General features: G+C 39.7%; 16 protein-coding genes. 10 read left to right on the top strand and 6 right to left on the bottom strand.

What is annotated here, in order from left to right:
* The first annotated feature begins 13 nt into the window (after window positions 1-13).
* Genes PBAT_RS03070 through PBAT_RS03080 form a run of 3 tightly spaced genes read left to right on the top strand, consistent with a single transcriptional unit; the run spans window position 14 to window position 2,605 of the window.
* Window positions 14-1,021 (top strand): ABC transporter substrate-binding protein, encoded by a 1,008-nt coding sequence (locus PBAT_RS03070; RefSeq protein ID WP_068646442.1) that lies wholly within the window; start codon window positions 14-16, stop codon window positions 1,019-1,021.
* 12 nt (window positions 1,022-1,033) lie between these two features.
* A complete protein-coding gene (locus PBAT_RS03075; protein ID WP_068646444.1) occupies window positions 1,034-1,810 on the top strand; it encodes an ABC transporter ATP-binding protein in 777 nt (258 codons plus the stop codon).
* A gap of 18 nt (window positions 1,811-1,828) precedes the next feature.
* Complete coding sequence (locus PBAT_RS03080; protein ID WP_068646446.1) at window positions 1,829-2,605, top strand: ABC transporter permease; 777 nt, start codon at window positions 1,829-1,831, stop codon at window positions 2,603-2,605.
* Between the two features lie 145 nt (window positions 2,606-2,750).
* On the opposite strand, the gene PBAT_RS03085 is transcribed toward PBAT_RS03080, so the two are convergent.
* The 3 genes from PBAT_RS03085 to PBAT_RS03095 are packed head-to-tail and all read right to left on the bottom strand — an operon-like array spanning window position 2,751 to window position 6,154.
* Window positions 2,751-3,830, bottom strand: coding sequence for a mannose-1-phosphate guanylyltransferase (locus tag PBAT_RS03085; RefSeq protein ID WP_068646448.1), 1,080 nt, complete (start codon window positions 3,828-3,830; stop codon window positions 2,751-2,753).
* On the bottom strand, window positions 3,823-4,929 hold the full coding sequence (locus tag PBAT_RS03090; protein ID WP_211267814.1) for a glycoside hydrolase family protein: 1,107 nt from the start codon (window positions 4,927-4,929) through the stop codon (window positions 3,823-3,825). The genes PBAT_RS03085 and PBAT_RS03090 overlap by 8 nt, the downstream gene beginning before the upstream one ends.
* A gap of 7 nt (window positions 4,930-4,936) precedes the next feature.
* Complete coding sequence (locus PBAT_RS03095; protein ID WP_068646450.1) at window positions 4,937-6,154, bottom strand: glycosyltransferase family 4 protein; 1,218 nt, start codon at window positions 6,152-6,154, stop codon at window positions 4,937-4,939.
* 200 nt (window positions 6,155-6,354) lie between these two features.
* On the opposite strand from PBAT_RS03095, the gene PBAT_RS03100 reads away from it, so the two are divergent.
* On the top strand, window positions 6,355-6,660 hold the full coding sequence (locus PBAT_RS03100; RefSeq protein WP_068646452.1) for a helix-turn-helix domain-containing protein: 306 nt from the start codon (window positions 6,355-6,357) through the stop codon (window positions 6,658-6,660).
* Window positions 6,626-7,567 carry a DUF1861 family protein gene (locus PBAT_RS03105; protein ID WP_068646454.1) on the top strand — a complete coding sequence of 314 codons (942 nt, stop codon included), beginning with the start codon at window positions 6,626-6,628 and terminating at the stop codon, window positions 7,565-7,567. Before PBAT_RS03100 ends, PBAT_RS03105 begins: the two co-directional genes overlap by 35 nt.
* 94 nt (window positions 7,568-7,661) lie before the next feature.
* On the opposite strand, the gene PBAT_RS03110 is transcribed toward PBAT_RS03105, so the two are convergent.
* Complete coding sequence (locus tag PBAT_RS03110; RefSeq protein WP_068646456.1) at window positions 7,662-8,003, bottom strand: hypothetical protein; 342 nt, start codon at window positions 8,001-8,003, stop codon at window positions 7,662-7,664.
* 212 nt (window positions 8,004-8,215) lie between these two features.
* Here PBAT_RS03110 and PBAT_RS03115 point away from each other — a divergent pair, with 212 nt between their 5' ends.
* From PBAT_RS03115 to PBAT_RS03130, 4 genes are all read left to right on the top strand, one after another.
* Complete coding sequence (locus PBAT_RS03115; protein WP_068646458.1) at window positions 8,216-8,854, top strand: bifunctional 4-hydroxy-2-oxoglutarate aldolase/2-dehydro-3-deoxy-phosphogluconate aldolase; 639 nt, start codon at window positions 8,216-8,218, stop codon at window positions 8,852-8,854.
* Between the two features lie 318 nt (window positions 8,855-9,172).
* Window positions 9,173-10,171 carry a globin-coupled sensor protein gene (locus PBAT_RS03120; RefSeq protein WP_068646460.1) on the top strand — a complete coding sequence of 333 codons (999 nt, stop codon included), beginning with the start codon at window positions 9,173-9,175 and terminating at the stop codon, window positions 10,169-10,171.
* 266 nt (window positions 10,172-10,437) lie between these two features.
* Window positions 10,438-11,790 carry a DEAD/DEAH box helicase gene (locus tag PBAT_RS03125; RefSeq protein WP_068646462.1) on the top strand — a complete coding sequence of 451 codons (1,353 nt, stop codon included), beginning with the start codon at window positions 10,438-10,440 and terminating at the stop codon, window positions 11,788-11,790.
* A 131-nt stretch (window positions 11,791-11,921) separates the two neighbouring features.
* Window positions 11,922-12,359, top strand: a complete 438-nt coding sequence (locus PBAT_RS03130) for a HEAT repeat domain-containing protein (protein ID WP_068646820.1) — start codon at window positions 11,922-11,924, stop codon at window positions 12,357-12,359.
* A 98-nt stretch (window positions 12,360-12,457) separates the two neighbouring features.
* Here PBAT_RS03130 and PBAT_RS03135 read toward each other — a convergent pair whose 3' ends face one another.
* Both PBAT_RS03135 and PBAT_RS03140 read right to left on the bottom strand, forming a co-directional pair.
* Entirely contained in the window at window positions 12,458-14,203 is a 1,746-nt protein-coding gene (locus PBAT_RS03135; RefSeq protein ID WP_068646464.1) for a sensor histidine kinase, read from the bottom strand.
* Between the two features lie 10 nt (window positions 14,204-14,213).
* Complete coding sequence (locus tag PBAT_RS03140) at window positions 14,214-15,773, bottom strand: response regulator transcription factor (RefSeq protein WP_068646466.1); 1,560 nt, start codon at window positions 15,771-15,773, stop codon at window positions 14,214-14,216.
* Window positions 15,774-16,055: 282 nt separating this feature from the next.
* Between PBAT_RS03140 and PBAT_RS03145 the strand changes: the two genes are divergently transcribed.
* Window positions 16,056-17,360: an ABC transporter substrate-binding protein gene (locus PBAT_RS03145; protein WP_068646468.1), complete on the top strand. Its 1,305-nt coding sequence runs from the start codon at window positions 16,056-16,058 to the stop codon at window positions 17,358-17,360.
* Window positions 17,361-17,464 lie beyond the last annotated feature (104 nt).

The raw sequence follows: 17,464 nt of genomic DNA on the forward strand, positions 1-17,464 counted from the left end.
GAGGTGTGTACGCTTGAAAAAAACATTTATTGGCTCAAGTCTTCTGCTCTTACCCCTATCTATTGTAATTCTATTATCAGGCTGTAATTCCAAAGAGAATTCAGCGGCAGCTGCTGATTCATTGAAGATAAAGATTGCAGATATTAATACGAATCCTACGTTCCGTGTTGCATTGGATAAAGGAATCTTTGCGAAACATGGTATTGATGCTGAATTGGTTAATTTCGGTACTCCGGCAGAGGGCGTAAATGCCCTCTTTATCAAACAAGTGGATGTAGCTTATGGGGCAGATTTCCCTTTATTGAACGCAGTTGCTAAGGGGGATTATTCTATCATTGCATCGGCTGGTCTAGCAACGGATGAAGCGGCGACGGAGTGGAAGCTGTTCGTAAGTGACGATATCCAGAAACCAGGAGATTTGTTGGGGAAGAAGTTAAGCTTTATGCGTGGCACCTTTCTTCCATATCTGTGGGATGAGTATCTTAAAGAAAACAATGTGGCGTTGAAGGATGTTGAATTGATTGGTCAAGGTGCCTTCGATGAAGCGTTTATCGCTCTTAAGCAAGGTGATGTGGACGCTGCTTGGTTTAGTGGTTCTGCGCTGGTCGATAAGTTCGAAGGGCTTAAAGGTGTACATGAACTTACGGATATGTCTAAGACAACAGTACGTCTTGGGATGGGAATCGTGACAGGCAATGAGTTATTGAAGAATAATCCAGAAGGAATAAAGAATTTCCTTGCCGCGGTAGATGAAGCTGCTACCTATATAACTTCCCATAAGGAAGAGGTTGCTAATCTCATGTACAAGGAAGTGAAGCAACCGAAGGAAGCTACATTAAAAGATTTACCGAACAACCTCTGGGAGGTTGGGTTTACGCAAGCGGCTTTTGATAGCCTTGCGAATCAGAAGAAATATATGGTCAGCGCAGGAATTATTGAAAAGGACTTTGATCTAGTAGCTAAGTTGAATCTTGACCCTTTGAAGAAAGCTTTGCCAGAGAAAGTGACCTATAAAAAGTAGGAGGTGATCAGCATGACTTTACTTGCTAAGCAAAATGCGATTCATATTGAACAGCTGCGCAAAAGCTATAGTGAGCCCTCGGTCGGTGACGTTCACTACATTATTAAAGATGTAGATCTTGTCATAAAAGGGGGTGAATTCTTCATTCTACTTGGTCCGAGTGGATGCGGGAAGTCAACTCTGCTTAATATGATTGCCGGATTTGTATCCAAGTCCGGTGGTAATCTACGAGTGAATGACGTAGAGGTAAATAAGCCGGGTAGAGATCGTGCGGTTGTTTTTCAACAAGCGGATTCGTCACTGTTCCCATGGCTTACAGTACGTCAGAATGTAGAATTCGGACTGCGTATGAAGAAGACACCCAAAGAAGAGCAACGTCTAATCTCGGATCGATATATCAGATTGGTTGGGTTAACGGGACATGAAGAGAAGTTTCCGAAGGAACTTTCCGGAGGAATGAAGCAGCGTGTTCAGTTGGCTCGTGTGTTGGCAAATGATCCAGCGATTCTGCTGATGGATGAGCCGTTTGGCGCTCTGGATGCAATGACTCGTCGAACGATGCAAAAGGAATTAGTGAATATTTGGCGCGAAACACATAAAACCGTGATTTTCGTTACTCATGATATTCAAGAGGCTTTGCTGTTAGGAGAACGGATTGGAATTATGTCGGTAGGACCATCATCGAACATAACAGATATCTATGACAATTCTCTATCTTATCCGAGGGATGTTGCTTCACAGCAGTTCTACAATTTATACAATACGATTCAAGGACATTTCGAAGAATAAGATTAGGTGGGATAGATAATGAGATGGATTGAGAAAAAATGGGTTTCAGTATCTTTGCTATGGATCGCCGTACTATGCATATGGCAGCTCGGGGCTGTTGTCTATGGACCCGATGTTATACCGGGACCATGGAGTACACTTAAGGGAGGGCAAGAACTGCTTGCGGATGGTACCTTAACGAAATATATCGGCATTAGCTTTTACCGTGTGCTGGTCGGTTGGGTTCTGGGAAGTCTGGTTGCCATTCCTGTTGGGCTAATCATTGGTAAGGTGAATGTCATACGTATTTTTGCCGAACCATTTCTGAACTTTATCCGATTTATTCCACCGATTGCCTTCATTACTCTGTTTCTGGTATGGTTCGGAATTGGGGAGCAGTCGAAGATTGCACTAATCATGTACGCCACCTTCTTTATCGTGGTGCTAAACATCTTAACAGGCGTGATGTCGGTGGAGGAGGACAAAATTCGTTCAGCTCGAAGTATGGGAGCTAGTGAGTGGCAGATCCTACTGCATGTCATTGTTCCAGCCACAATACCTTATATATTCACAGGAGTTCGGATTGCGATGGGAACTTCTTATATGGCCATAATCGGGGCTGAGATGATTGCTTCCAACGAAGGTGTAGGATATTTGATCTGGAATTCCCGGTTATTCTTTCGTACAGATTGGATCTTTGTTGGATTGTTTTGCTTAGGTTTTATGGGATTCTTCACCGATCGATTGCTAGGATGGTTCGGCAAGAAGGTATTGTTTAGATATGGCGTAGTGAGTGTGGCGGGGAAGAGAAGGTAAGCCAGGTTACTGTAATCATAATGTCCTATGTTACAAATAAAAAATCCCAATTTGGATGGATATCCAAATTAGGATTTTTTATGTTTTTTGAGGGAATATCATAGTCTTTTCTAAAAAAGACGGTATTAGTTTAATCTTGGTATCTCTAGATATAATCGGTCATTCCTTTTTCCTTCAGCAGTTCGACAATTTCTTTAACAGACTGTGCTTTGTCCTTGGGGCAGATTAATAGTGCATCCTCGGTATCTGCAATAATGTAACCGTCCATACCTATTGTCGTGATGAGCCTATCGGTTCCATATATGATCGAATTACGCGTATCTATGCCCATATGATTCGCCTTTATAATATTACCCGATTCATCTGGTGGGAAGATCGCGCCAAGCGCATCCCAGCTTCCGATGTCGTTCCAGCCAAATTGACCAGACAGAACAACAACCTCATCTGAGCGCTCAAGGATGCCATAATCTATTGAAATGTTCTGAAGTGTAGGATAAATCTTATTAATGATTTCTTCTTCTTGATCCGTACCCAAACAATCACTGATTAGGAGCATCGTCTTATACAGCCGAGGTAAGTATCGCTTGAAGTTATCAATTATTACGGATGTCTTCCAAATAAATATGCCGCTATTCCATAGGTAGTTACCAGACGAGAGATAACCTTGAGCTTTTTGGAAATTCGGTTTTTCTACAAATTCAGCTACTTCGTAAACAGCCACAGGATTAGAAGAAATAGGTTCTTTATCAAAAGCGATATAGCCATATCCAGTAGAAGGGAATGTAGGCTTAATTCCGATCGTTACAATTTGGTCTGTCTCCATTGCGACCGTACAGGCTTCGTCTAGCGTAAGACGGAATTGTTCTTCATCCGTAATATAATGATCGGAAGGTAATACGACCATTAAAGAATCACCGTGGGATTTCTCTATAGAGAATGCTGCAAAAAGTATACTTGCGGCTGTGTTTCGCGCAACAGGTTCAATTAGAATATTGCGTTTGGATACACTGCTATGCATGATACTCTCCATTAATACAGCTTGAGAACGATTCGTAACGATAACCGTATTTTCCTGAGGGATAATGCCTTTAAATCGTTCAATGGTATCGTTTAACATAATATCATGTCCGCTAATGTTGAGAAGTTGCTTCGGAATCTCTTGTCTGGATAGCGGCCAAAAGCGGGTTCCGCCTCCTCCTGCAAGGATAGTAGCAAATTTATTCATGATGCATCACCGAATGAGCAATAGACAAGGAAATGATACTCTCCGATCCTTGATTTAGGTTCAACCCAATCGAATGGATACCATCATAACAAGCTCCGGTTTGGGGATCAATTAGAGAAGTTTGTATTGAATTATTTCCCGTATACCATTCATAGCATAAGGTTGCTTGCTTCTGATAAGCGGGATCTTGAAGGACGATCGCAGCTTCCTTACAAGCAAGGAGCATTTCACAGGCTTCAATTGGCTGTTCATCGTAGGGAGCAGCCACTCCATTTCGCAGTAGCCATCCATGGCTACCAATCGGCTTATAATATCCTTCATTAGAAAAGGTTTTGGATGATAGGAAATCCAAGCTTTCCTTGGCTGTTTTCTTCAAATTTACGTTACCTGAAATACGGAACGCTTTTAAAAGTGCCCATGGCAACATTGAGTTTCCGTAGGTAAGGCTGTCTTCAAACCAATTCCAGTCGTTCCCCTTATTGCGAGTATATTGATTGTGAAGTCGGGTCGCCATATTTTCGATCAGATCGATTATAAAAGCTCTGGGCAGAAAGGCTTTCTCTTCTGATGTGTTTGATGTGTGGAGGTATGGAAAGGAGTAGGTTAAAGCATTAGGGGTTTCTATCAGGTAACTTAGCCCAATGATAGCGTAGGCCCCAGCACGAGGAGAACCGAGAGCATCGATATGCGGTAATGCTTGATTGATTAAATAACGACAGGTATTTAAGAGATTATCGGGTAGTGAGGTGGAATGTGAAAGTGCGAACCCAAGTGCCCACAACGTACGCCCTTGGCAATCTTCAGAGCCACTCTCTTCAATGAAAGAACGGTTATAATCCATGAAGTTTCTGAAGTTACCATCTGTATTCTGTGCGTGATGAATGAAGGAAATATAAGTGTGAATAAGTTCCAAAGTAACTGAATCTTTATTATTACTATACAATAACACCGCTGCGATTAATGCCCGTGCGTTATCATCGGTCGTATAGCCCTTCGAGCGATCTGGAACTCCAAACTTGGTATGCTGAAAAATCCCTGTATCATCCGTTATTCTGCGCATATAATCGGATTTGAACTGTAGCATCGTGGATATTCCCATTATTACATCACACTCCTAAAAGTTTTGCTTTAGCAAAACTAGCATCGGAAGCATCCACTGTAGATAATTCAGAGATCGATATAATTTCTTGGAACATTGCAGCATAGGTCTTGGCGATTTCGTTCCATAGCATAGTTTTACCAAGTTCAAGTGTGCGATCTTCCATATCTTTTATCATCGTAGGGTTATCTAGTAATTGGAGGATGCAAGCTTCTAAGGAAGCGGAATCGCGGAAGTCTGCCAGCAAGCCTCTACCTTCAGCCAGCATTTCCTCGGCATATCGGTAAGGTGTGGAGACAATGACCCGACCATATCCAACGCCATATGCCAAAGTGCCGCTAACGGCCTGATCTTTGCCTAAATAAGGAGTTATGTAGATGTCTGACATTACAAGGGATTGAATGACTTCCTCTTGAGTTAACAGCTTATCTACGAAAAGAACGTTAGATTGTAAATCATATTCCTCAACAAGGTCTATCAGCTTCTGTCTATATACCTCGCCTGTTTCTTGTTTGACGACTGGATGTGTTTTTCCCCAAATGATATAGAGAGAATCAGGATGTTGTTTGACCACGCCACGCATGGCTTCAATGCTATATTCAATACCCTTACCAGGGCTTAAGAAGCCAAAGGTAGATAGAACTTTCCGGTCGGCAAATCCATAAATTTCTTTAAGCTTGGATCTTGATTCTGTTTTGACAAAAGGTACGCCGTGGTGAATGAAAGATACTTTTGTAGCTTCAATTCCATAAATAGTGATCAAATCTTGTACGGTAGATTGCGCCATCGTTACGACTTGAACACTGAGTTCCGCAACGCGATTGATGATGTGCAGCTGTTTAGAAGAAGGTTGTGTTAATACAGTATGGAAAATGACGACATATGGAATACTAAGCTTCTCGATGAATGGAATCAAATATTCCCCGCTTTCTCCTCCATAAATTCCAAATTCATGCTGGATAATAAGAAGATCGACGTCTGATGAGTTAAGAAAGTCGGCGGTATCTATATAATCGGATAACTTCTGCTGTTCAATTTCCCGCATCACTTGCTCTGAATAGTGGTATGTTTCGTTGTTGTTTATGGCGATGATATGAGGTTTATTGAATCCTTGGATGTGCTCGAATTGATCTAATAAATCTTGTGTAAATGTTGCAATGCCACATTCTCTCGGTAGGCTGGTTCCTAGAAAAACGATATTGCGATTGCTGTTAATAGCTTTCATAATAACGAGCCTCCATATGGTTCATGATTTTTGGATAAAAAAAAGAAAATAAAGAGGTCTTTATTTCTGAGGGGAAGTGGAATATTATTTTAAAAATTAGTAATTATTTCCTGTTTTTACTATAACATGACCATTTTTTCTTGTCAATTTTGTTGACTTATCCATGATTTTCCATATATATTAGTTTAGGGGGTGCATGTATGGCAGTCATACGCAGCAAATTAAAAGATGTCATGGAGAACCATGATCCTAAATTATCTATACGCAAGCTTGCAAAGGATGTTAATTACCACTTTGATTCCATACGTCGGATGTATAAGGATGAAATGATACAGTATCCTAGGGACTTGTTGCTAAAGCTTTGTCTATATTTCAATGTCCAGCCGGGGCAACTTATTAGAATTGATGAGGATGAACATAATGATCGGACGATAGATGAATGTGAGTCGATTGATCATAAGGAGGACGGCAATGACAACGGAACCGATACAACCGAAAACCTGTAAACAGCTTCTAGAGACATTTTATGCGAATCCCCGAAAGATGAATGTGGAGAAGCTAGTATTCTCTGGGGTTGGGAATCGGGATGTATATAATATAACGGCTCCGTTTCGATATGGCGGGGAAGAAGTGCTATTAGGAAGAGTTGAGGAACGGGATAGTGAGTTCTCTCAAGTCTTCTTTTTTACATGTAACAATCAGGTGTGGAGTCCCCGTATTCATACACATACTTATAATTTGCAGGATCCATGTACAACCATCATCAAGGGTGAGTTAATTGTTGGTGGAGTTGAAGTGATCACTTCTGCCAAAAATCCAGATAAGATTGTGTCATGGGTTACGCAATTTTATCGTGGGTTTCAAATTGATTCGTTATGTCACTTCTCATCTGGACCGGGAACGATGAAGGATATTCGTCTAATTGAGCTTACGGATGGTAGGGTGGGTGTATTTACAAGGCCGCAAGGCGCAAGAGGTGGAAGAGGGCAAATCGGATTTACGATCATCGATTCACTGGATGATCTCAACGAGCAAACTTTCATTGCTGCAGAGGTACTTCGAAATCAGTTTGTTCCCGAAGAGTGGGGCGGCGCGAATGAAGCTCATTTATTGAGTAATGGTCATGTGGGCGTTCTTGGGCATATAGCATGCTTTGATAGATCAGATCACAAGCACTATTATTCTATGGTATTTTCAATAAACCCCGGTACCTGCGAGATAACGCCAATCAAAATCATAGCTACAAGAAGTGACTTCCCCAGGGGTCCTGGTAAACGTCCGGATCTCGTGGATGTTATATTTAGTGGCGGACTTATACGGTTAGGCAATGGTCGGGCAGTGCTTTCAGTTGGGGTTAGTGATGCTGAGGCTTATCATATTGAAATTCCTGATCCTTTTATTGAATATGAGTAAGGCTTAATCTAACTGGATTAGATAGTACGATGGAAAGGACAGATCGAATGATATTCGACCTGTCCTTTTTTATTCTTATTTTAACGTCCAGTAGTTAATTTTTAGGAAGCTGTTTATTGAGTGTAGCGCTTTTAATAGCCAATTGTTTGGATAACTCAGCTTGTGAAGATTTACTTTGTTTGATATCTTCTTTTAATTTATTGATTCGACTCATTTTATTGCTTAAGTCGTAAGCTGAAGTACTTAATTTCACATCATTTTGTAATTGGTTTATTTTTGCTAATGCCTTTTCTGTTCTCTTCTTTTCATGATTACTTTTGCTTTGAATTTCAGCTATTTCTTTAGTTAAGTTACTTACAACAGATTTCGTGAAACTTATAGCCATTTGGACAGCTCCTAATTGTAATATAGATTCACACCATTCTACTATAAACATCTGAGATTCACCAATAACTGAATGACATTAGGACTGTGTTATATAAAAGCTTTTCCCATAGATTGGAACGTGATAATGTATACGGAGCACTTGCGTAGCAATTCCAAGGTGATTGGACAGGTTTGCTTAAAGCTTACCGCACTACAATTTATGTTACAGCGGAAGAAGCTTATGACAAGATAAAAGGTCGAAAGTAAGAAAGGAGATGTCCTATGGATTTTATGGAATCGTTGAAAGAGACGAAGATCATCGCTATCGTTAGGGGGATACCAGAAGATAAGGCAGATGCAGCAGCTGAAGCTTTATGGGAGGGAGGTATCCGTTTCCTCGAGGTCACAATGAATACACCAGGTGCCTTGAATATTATTCGACGTTGGCGAGATCGATTCGATGGTAGGGTAAATATTGGAGCGGGTACGGTACTTGATGCAGACTTTGCAGCTGAGGCGATCAAGGCGGGTGCTGAGTTCTTAATCACTCCCAATACAGATGAAGATACCATTAAGCATGCAGTGAATGCAGGTATTTCGATTGTCCCAGGTGCTATGACACCAACTGAAATCGTGCAAGCTTGGAAGTTCGGGGCACAAGCCGTTAAAGTGTTCCCATCAGGAACATTAGGCCCTTCTTTCATTAAAGAGTTACAAGGTCCACTTTCACACATTCCTATGGTGGCGACAGGTGGTGTTACTTTGGATAATATGTCTATTTATGCAGCTTCGGGGGCATATGCCTTCGGATTAGGAGGCAGTCTCGTCAATCTTTCTTGGATTGAAGCTGGAGAGTATGACAGATTGAAGGAACATGCGGCGAGTTACGTGGCCGCTGCGAAATCTCTAGATATTGCATAGAAATCCTAATACCTTAGATATATTATAGTAAACTGATCCCACCACGCCTCCTAAGAGTGCGTAATATGGTGGGTTTTTTATTGGTTTTATTTCGATCTATTGAGGAACTATTTGTAAAACTAGCGGAATGAATCTATAATGAAGGCGATTTCTTTTTTGAATGTTCTCTTTATTTGGTAAAGTATACTTATTAATTCTTATGTTTTTGAATCAAATAGCTAACAACGGATGTTAAGAAAAAGGGAAAATGAGAAATTTGTCGAACTATACAATAAGAGAAATTACGCGAATGATAAGAATTGTACTGGAGGAAACATCATGATTCAAGTTACAGAATCAAGAAAAAGGCAACTGGATTATACGGGAATTACTGAAGCAGATTTACAGTTTTTAAGTGAACAGAAAGAACATTTTAAAGCCATTACGGATATCGTAGTTGATGATCTTTATGATCGTATACTGCAACAACCCGAGCTTGTTGCAATTATAAATAAGCATAGTTCAATAGAAGCCCTTAAGAAGACGCAAAGATGGTACTTCATGACAATGGTAGAAGGTACTATTGATATGGAATTCATTGAAAAAAGGCTGTTTATCGGTAAGGTACACTCACGTATAGGACTTACGACAAATTGGTACCTGGGAACATATATGACTTATTTGAATCTCTCTATTGAAAACCTGAAAGAGGTTGCTCCTGAGAACTGGATGACCATTTTGCTGAGTCTTTCTAAAATGTTTAATTTTGATTCTCAGTTAGTATTAGAATCTTATGAACAAGATGAAAAGAAGAAGGTTGAAGAATTATCTGAAGAACGACAAGATACGCTTATTAAAATAAATAAGGCAGTGCAGGAACTCGTAACGATGATGGTAGAATTAAGTGGTAGCAGTCAGTCGATTGCCGAAACAGCGACGAATACTGCTGATCTTCAAGATCAAGCTTATGGAAAAGTTAATCTACTTCGTTCAAAGATTGGTGAAATAGCCGTTGTGGGAGATTTATTGCAACAAGTATCAGATCAGACTCATTTGCTTGGTTTGAATGCAGCGATTGAAGCAGCGCATGCGAAAGAGTTCGGCAGAGGGTTCGGAGTCGTAGCAGACGAAATTCGTAAATTAGCATTACATTCTAAAGAGTCTTTGAAGGAAATTAAATTCACATTAAATGAGATTTCTAAGGTTCTACAAGAAGTAATGAAAGATTCAGAAAGAACGACCTTACTAGCAAGGGAGCAAGCGGCAAGCTCTCAAGAACTAACTGCTTTTGTAAGTATGATAGAGTCGGTTACGGAACAATTAGAAAATATTAAATAACAGATATGTATGTTCGATATGGGTTTGGAAACAATAAATGGTATATATTGTAGAATATTGCGACCTTGAAGCGGGTGAACTCCCGCTTTTTTCGTATGTTTAGGTAAAAAGATGTTGTAACGGATCAGGATTTGTTACCATAAGGTAGCCCATTTGTGGTATCCTTATATGTTATGACGTAAATGGACGGTTTCCTGGGGATGCTACAAGAGAATGTTGAAAGTTACGTGAACCAGAATATATGTATTGAAAATTAAGGAGACAACATGACATTTAATGATTTGAAACTTATACCAGAGATATTAAAGGCTCTAAGCAATGAGAACTATACTGCTCCAACACCAATACAGGAACAATCGATTCCAGCAGTACTAGAAGGAAGAGATCTACTTGGCTGCGCTCAGACTGGAACAGGAAAGACAGCTGCATTTTCTTTGCCGATTATCCAACTCTTAAGCGCACAGAAGAGTAAACCGAGCACGATACGCCGTATTCGTTCGTTGATTCTGACACCGACTAGAGAATTGGCTCTTCAGATTTCGGACAATATTCAAGCGTATAGCAAATTTACCGATTTGCGTTGTACTGCGATCGTTGGTGGCGTATCACAAAAAGTACAAGAGCGAGCGCTAAATAACGGTGCGGATATTATTATCGCAACACCAGGCAGATTGATCGATTTGATTAATCAAAAACGTATTGATTTACAATATGTACAAATATTAGTACTTGATGAAGCAGATCGGATGCTCGATATGGGCTTTATTCATGATGTGAAGAGAATTATTACAAAAATGCCTGCGAAGAGACAAACGCTTTTCTTCTCAGCTACGATGCCACCAGAAATAACTAAAATGGTTAAAACATTACTGAATAATCCAGTGAAGGTAGAAATCACGCCAGTGTCTTCTACAGTGGACAGAATAACACAGTCACTTTATATGGTAGATAAGGCTAACAAACAAAAACAATTGAATCATTTGTTGCAAGATAAATCGATTGTTTCGGCACTTGTGTTTACCCGTACGAAACATGGAGCAGACCGCGTTGTACGTGAATTGGATAAAGTGAAAGTTCCGGCTCAGGCCATTCATGGTAACAAATCTCAGAATGCACGCCAACTTGCGCTTAGTAATTTCAGAAGTGGTGTAACGCGTGTATTGGTAGCTACAGATATCGCAGCACGAGGTATTGATATTGATGAACTTTCACATGTTATCAACTTCAATCTCCCGAATATTCCAGAGACCTACGTTCATCGCATCGGTCGTACGGGTAGAGCTGGATTAAGTGGGGTTGCAATTTCATTTTGTGAGCATGAAGAGATTCCATTTCTTAAGGACATTGAGAAATTGATCGGAAAGAGTATTCCCGAAGTGAAAGACAATCCGTTTCCGATGTTGATTACGACTGAGCCTGTAAAAAAAGCTTCAGGATCATCGAAGCCAGCTTTCTCCAAACCATCTAATCCTAAGGCCAATCCTACACGGAAGCCTAAGTCGGAGTGGTTTACAAAGGGAAGTAAATCGGATGGTAATTCAAGTAGTAGACCGAGTAATAATTCGAGTAGACCGAACAGTAGACCAAGTAGTAGACCAACTAGTAAACCGAGTAGATAACCTTATGTTTCTGTTTAGCTTTGAAAGTGTAGAGCAATAATAGACACGTATAAGGTATAATTATGATATAGATTTCATATAGAAGGGGATTGGATCGTTTGAATAATGAAGAAGTAGTTGTTGAAGAAGTAATGAATGAAGAAATTGTGGAGCTAGCTCCAACCGTTGATGAATTGAAAAAGGCTGCGAATGGTGCGGCGAACTGGGAAGAACGGGTACGTGCTGTTGAAGAGCTGGGCAAGTTGAATGATAAGCAAGCCATTGGTATTTTAACACGCATCATGGCTAATGATTCTGTCTATAAAGTGCAAGAGGCTGCTTTTCAAGCATTGAAAGAATGTGGAGAAGATGTTGAGATGCCACCAAGAAAAGAGCGCGAATTATTTAAAGGCGTAAACAAAATTCTTCTACGCGTTAAGAAGAGTTTGCCAGTTGGTCATACTTTTGAAGAGTTCAAAGAGAAGTTGAAAAAAATGCGCGTTGATGTATACAACACCTACGAAGGTGATAAAGGCGCTGACTTCGATAAGTGGCTTGAGGGCATCTGGGCATCAACTCCAAAGAAATAAACAAGTAGAAGCCGCTAATATAAGAAAAAGAGGGAGCTAATTAGCTCCTTCTTTTTTGTTCGTCTATTTTGTGGAGAAATAGATACGTATTTCGTGTTTTAACTTGAGACAGGCAATATGATCTTTATTGCTGTTCCATATCCGAGTTCGCTCTGGATGGTGACGCCATAGTCGCCTCCAAACAGTAGCCTGATGCGATCATCGACGTTCCGAATACCTATCCCAGAGAGTTGTTGTCTCTTTGGAGTTTCTAAGTTATCGCTCACGATCATCCCGATGCCGTCATCCATAATCTCAATAATAAGGAGATTGTCTTGTTTGATCACAAAGATGTTAATGTTGCCACTAGCGAGGCCTGCAAAGCCATGAAAGAAAGCATTTTCCACGAAGGGTTGGACAATCAACTTGGGAACGCTCAGTTGTAAACAATCGTCAGAGATTTGATAATTAACTTTGAAATGTTCACCGTAGCGAACTTGATTAATATAGACATAATGTTTCAGTGTCTCAATCTCAGTCTCTATGGTAACTTGATCTTCTGTTGAACCAATCGTACTTTGTAGCATCGAGATGAGACTGTCAATGGTATGATCGACTTGGTCGTTCCGCTGCATTCTTGCTAAATATTTAATCGAGCTTAGTGTATTATATAAAAAATGTGGATTGATTTGCATCTGTAAGGCAGTTAGATCGGCTTTGCGTCGCAGTTTCTGCTCTAATATAAGGTTGCCTACATGATGATCGATCTCGTGAACTAAATCGTTATATGCTCCGGATAATACGTTAGTCTCATAGCTACCCTTGGTGTCGTTGTGATGCTGTTTCAGGTCAGACCCTTTGGACTTATGCATCGTATCGACAAGCGTGTACAAAGGTCTAGTAATCCTTCTACTAATCCAATAGACGAATAACATGCTGATCAACAAGACGATGATTACGACCTTTACGATCGTATTGCCGATGTTATATAAGGGTGCGAAAGCGGTAAGTTGGTCAATTTCTTCAAATAAATAAGCATCATAAATAGGTAGATATATTGAAATGTATGTTTCCTTATTTAGGGTATTTGATATGATACCATTCGATGCCATTTGTGCTTTTTTGGCTAACATTAAGAGGTTTAAGTCCTTCGTACTGACAGTTGATTTGTCACTGCTAGACAGAATGATACCAGCGGATGAGATGAGTGAGATCTCTGTTCCTTTCGTTACATATTGACGATACTTACGTTGAATATTCATCTCATCAATGATGACAACCGCGTACCCATACATTTTGTCAGAGGTGCTGTCAAGCAAGGGTTTGGTAGCAAATATATAATGTTCATATCGAACCGTATTGTCAAATAAATCTTGACTGCTGTTGTACAGTATTCGATTTGGAATCGTACCATCCACGACCATATACCGCTCAACGATATCTTTCGGAACTTTATCCCACTTGATAGCGTTGCTTGAGTAATGCCGTCCTGCTGTATTTGGCATTCCACTGACTATGATATGGGAGTTTTTGGGATATAAAAATTGATTATATGTGGTGAGATACTTTCCCAATTTCATAACCAAATTAAGGTGATCCAACTCGGTAACAGTGGGCTTTGTCACATAATCCTTGAACTCTTGACTGCTATTGATTTCTAGAATCGCATTTACAATGTCATCACTATAATCGGAGAGATCATCTTTTACAAAATTCAGGTTCGTTGAAGCATTGCTGACCACTTGATCCAGCAACAAGCGTTCCGAAATACTGGTGGATGCAAACGTTAAGATGATGGATGCGATAAGGATACCTGATAGCGTAAGCCCAAGTATTTTTACAAATAGGCTATTTATTCTTAACATGTTTCTCACCTTACCTTGTTTGATTCCGATACTCAGCGGGGGTCATACCCGTGATCTTCTTAAATACTTTTGAGAAATAATTGTGTTCGGAGAACCCCGTCATTCGGCTAATCTCAGAGATGGAAAGGTCCCAATTCAATAAGAGTTGTTTGGCATGCTCGATTCGAACCTTATTTATATAGGTGGTTAAGTTCTCATTCGTCTGTTGTTTGAAATAATAGGAGAGATAGCTGTAATTTAGATGTAGCTCTGCTGCTAGCTCTGACAACATAATATCTTGTGCATAGTTCTCATTCACATAATCATAGATTCGACTCAGTATAGCTGTATTCCGACGTCCAGCCTTTGCACTGATCTCCATTTCGATTTGATCAATGAACTGGTTTATAATCTGCAATAATTCATCTACATCAACAGCTAGATCAATGGTCTTAAATAACTTTATCTTCGTAGAACCTAATTCCGAATAAGGCAACTTCATCTGTTCGATGGTATTGATGATCGTATAGATTAGATTCTGACAAAATCGCTTCAAGCTGTACTCGTCTGAGGCTTGTGCTGATTCAATCTGTTGGAAAAGCGCTTTCAATTTATTCTTGGACTGTTCAAAATCTAGATTGTGAATGAAAGATGTAAATTCCACAATATCAAATGGAATTGTAGCGATGTCAAGGGATATGCTTCCTTCCGAAATGTAGTGCTTGTGATTGAAATAAATCATTTTACCTGTACAAAGTGACAGTCGTTCGTTCACGGAAGGGAGACTTGTTAAGATAGAAAATGCATGAGAAAGAACGAATGTTACGTATTGTAGCGATTGTTTCGCACTACTTGTGAACTGATTAAGTGCTATCATGAAATTTTCCATTTGATCTTGATCAGCATTGATAATTAAGGAGCATTCATTATTAAGAAAATAGCTGGCATGACTAAAATCGCCTAGATAGGTCTGGGCTAGGTCTATAATTGATCTTTCAAGTTCTGTTTGTGTCATACTTGTTTTGGACAACAGAAGAGAAGAGCTACATTTTACAATATGAAATTGATTGTTTGTAAAATGATTGGATAACTCACTCAAAAACTCCAATTGCCGATCACCCTTATTTAGGAGGCATTCAGTTATTAGAAGTCCTAAATCTGGAACTTTTGGATTCGGAGTATGTGATACAAGGGACGTGTCTAGATTACTGCATAAAGATTGAATAAGTGTCACAAGCTCTTCGGCAGTAACTTTGGGTTTAAGTAAATAATCGGTTACACCGTATTTAAATACTTCACGAACATAATCAAATTCACTATAGCTACTAAGCACAACAAGCTTAATATCAGGGAAACGTTTGCGTAAAAGCTTGGTCAATTCAACACCATCCATCACAGGCATAACAATATCCGTAATGACAACATGGGGGTTAACCTGCTCAATTAATTGTAATGCTTCCGAACCATTAGAAGCTTGTGCTACGAACTCAATACCATATTCACTCCAATTACAAAGGTGATATATCCCCATACGAAGGATGGGTTCATCATCTACAATCATGACCCGGTAATTTGAAGAGCGGTTTAACATAAGGACACCTCAAGTCTGAATAATTCTATACGTAACATTTAATCATTTAATCATATAAACAATTGAAGTTGCAATTATTTTAGATAGGATTGGATTGAAATATGAATTAAATATCATAATCAATAATTTTTGCTAATGAATACTTGTTAGCGATAAGACAAAACTAAAATTAATTCTACTAATGAGTGAATTATTATTATACGGGATTGTTTAAATTCTTTATCATTAATCATGAGAGCGGATACAGACACAAAATAAACACAGATAAAGGGGCCAAGTTATATGAAGAAGATAATTTCTACGGCATTAATGTTAACGCTTACAGGATCGATGCTAGCAGCTTGCGGAGATTCTTCCAATGAAACATCGTCAAAAGAATCAGCGGGAACATCGTCTGATAAACAGAAGGTAGTTGCATGGGCATGGGATCCATCTTTTAATGGAGCTGCACTGAAAATTGCAGAGGAACTCTACCAGAAGGAAAATCCAAACTTTGAACTTGAAATCATCGATATGGCCAAAATTGATATGGAGCAGAAGCTCAATACGAACCTTGCAGCAGGCGTGAAGGATGGCTTGCCAGACATTATTCTAGTGAATGACGTAAATATTCAGAAATATATAACGGCATTCCCGAATACGTTTACAGACTTTACAGATAAAGTAGATTTCACTAAGTTCTCTCCATACAAAGTGGATGCACTTACAATTGATAACAAGGTCTATGGTGTGCCTTTTGATATTGGTGTCACAGGAATGTTCTATCGAACGGATTATCTCGAGCAAGCAGGCTATAAGGCTGCAGATTTGGAGAATATCACTTGGGATGAGTACATCGAGATCGGTAAAGTTGTGAAAGAGAAGACTGGCAAATATATGACTACGATTAATCCAAATGAAGAAGCTATACACGCAATCATGTTACAGTCTGCAGGATCTTGGTTTATTACACCGGACAATAAGGGTAACTTTGTAGACAATCCTGTGATGACAGAGACCATGCGAGTGTATAAAGCCATTTCTGATTCTGGCATTGCGAAACCAGTTACAGGTTGGAGTGAATTTGTCGGTAGCTTTAATGCTGGGGACACAGCTAGTGTCATATCTGGTGTATGGCAGATTGCATCGATTATGGATGCCAAAGATCAAAGTGGCAAATGGGCAGTAGCGCCTATTCCTCGCTTTAATTTGGAAGGCGCAGTGAATGCATCCAATGAAGGTGGGTCTAGTTGGTTTGTTATGGAAGGATCGAATAATAAAGATCTTGCGAAGGACTTCTTAAGCAAAACAATAGGTGGTAATAGTGAATTCTACGAAAGATTCCTTAATGAAAATGGTGGTGTTGGTTCATTCACGCCTGCATTCTCGAGTGAAGTATACAAACAGAAATCGGAATTCTTTGGTGGCCAAGCCATCTATCAAGACTTCACCAAGTGGTCCACAGAGGTTCCTGGTATTTCATTTGGTATGTACACGCAAGAAGCAAAAGATGCATTGAAGAACGAGCTCCCAGGTTTGCTGAATGGTACTGACATTACGACAGTCTTGAAAAATGTACAAAAGCTATTCGAGCTTCAAGCTCAATAAGGTAATTCTTGAGGTAGTTATACCAGAGTAGATGGTGTGCGAGTTTATTTATTAAACAGACTACACTGTCTACTGTTTTTCCAATCTAAACTAGCAGGTGACTT

This window comes from Paenibacillus antarcticus, assembly GCF_001637225.1.
GTDB lineage: Bacteria > Bacillota > Bacilli > Paenibacillales > Paenibacillaceae > Paenibacillus_AQ > Paenibacillus_AQ antarcticus.

Coding starts and splice junctions, on each gene's coding strand:
- PBAT_RS03075 (WP_068646444.1), top strand. CDS start 1,034: ATGACTTTACTTGCTAAGCAAAATGCGATTCATATTGAACAGCTGCGC.
- PBAT_RS03080 (WP_068646446.1), top strand. CDS start 1,829: ATGAGATGGATTGAGAAAAAATGGGTTTCAGTATCTTTGCTATGGATC.
- PBAT_RS03085 (WP_068646448.1), bottom strand. CDS start 3,830: ATGAATAAATTTGCTACTATCCTTGCAGGAGGAGGCGGAACCCGCTTT.
- PBAT_RS03090 (WP_211267814.1), bottom strand. CDS start 4,929: ATGGGAATATCCACGATGCTACAGTTCAAATCCGATTATATGCGCAGA.
- PBAT_RS03095 (WP_068646450.1), bottom strand. CDS start 6,154: ATGAAAGCTATTAACAGCAATCGCAATATCGTTTTTCTAGGAACCAGC.
- PBAT_RS03100 (WP_068646452.1), top strand. CDS start 6,355: ATGGCAGTCATACGCAGCAAATTAAAAGATGTCATGGAGAACCATGAT.
- PBAT_RS03105 (WP_068646454.1), top strand. CDS start 6,626: ATGACAACGGAACCGATACAACCGAAAACCTGTAAACAGCTTCTAGAG.
- PBAT_RS03110 (WP_068646456.1), bottom strand. CDS start 8,003: ATGTTTATAGTAGAATGGTGTGAATCTATATTACAATTAGGAGCTGTC.
- PBAT_RS03115 (WP_068646458.1), top strand. CDS start 8,216: ATGGATTTTATGGAATCGTTGAAAGAGACGAAGATCATCGCTATCGTT.
- PBAT_RS03120 (WP_068646460.1), top strand. CDS start 9,173: ATGATTCAAGTTACAGAATCAAGAAAAAGGCAACTGGATTATACGGGA.
- PBAT_RS03125 (WP_068646462.1), top strand. CDS start 10,438: ATGACATTTAATGATTTGAAACTTATACCAGAGATATTAAAGGCTCTA.
- PBAT_RS03130 (WP_068646820.1), top strand. CDS start 11,922: ATGAATGAAGAAATTGTGGAGCTAGCTCCAACCGTTGATGAATTGAAA.
- PBAT_RS03135 (WP_068646464.1), bottom strand. CDS start 14,203: ATGTTAAGAATAAATAGCCTATTTGTAAAAATACTTGGGCTTACGCTA.
- PBAT_RS03140 (WP_068646466.1), bottom strand. CDS start 15,773: ATGTTAAACCGCTCTTCAAATTACCGGGTCATGATTGTAGATGATGAA.
- PBAT_RS03145 (WP_068646468.1), top strand. CDS start 16,056: ATGAAGAAGATAATTTCTACGGCATTAATGTTAACGCTTACAGGATCG.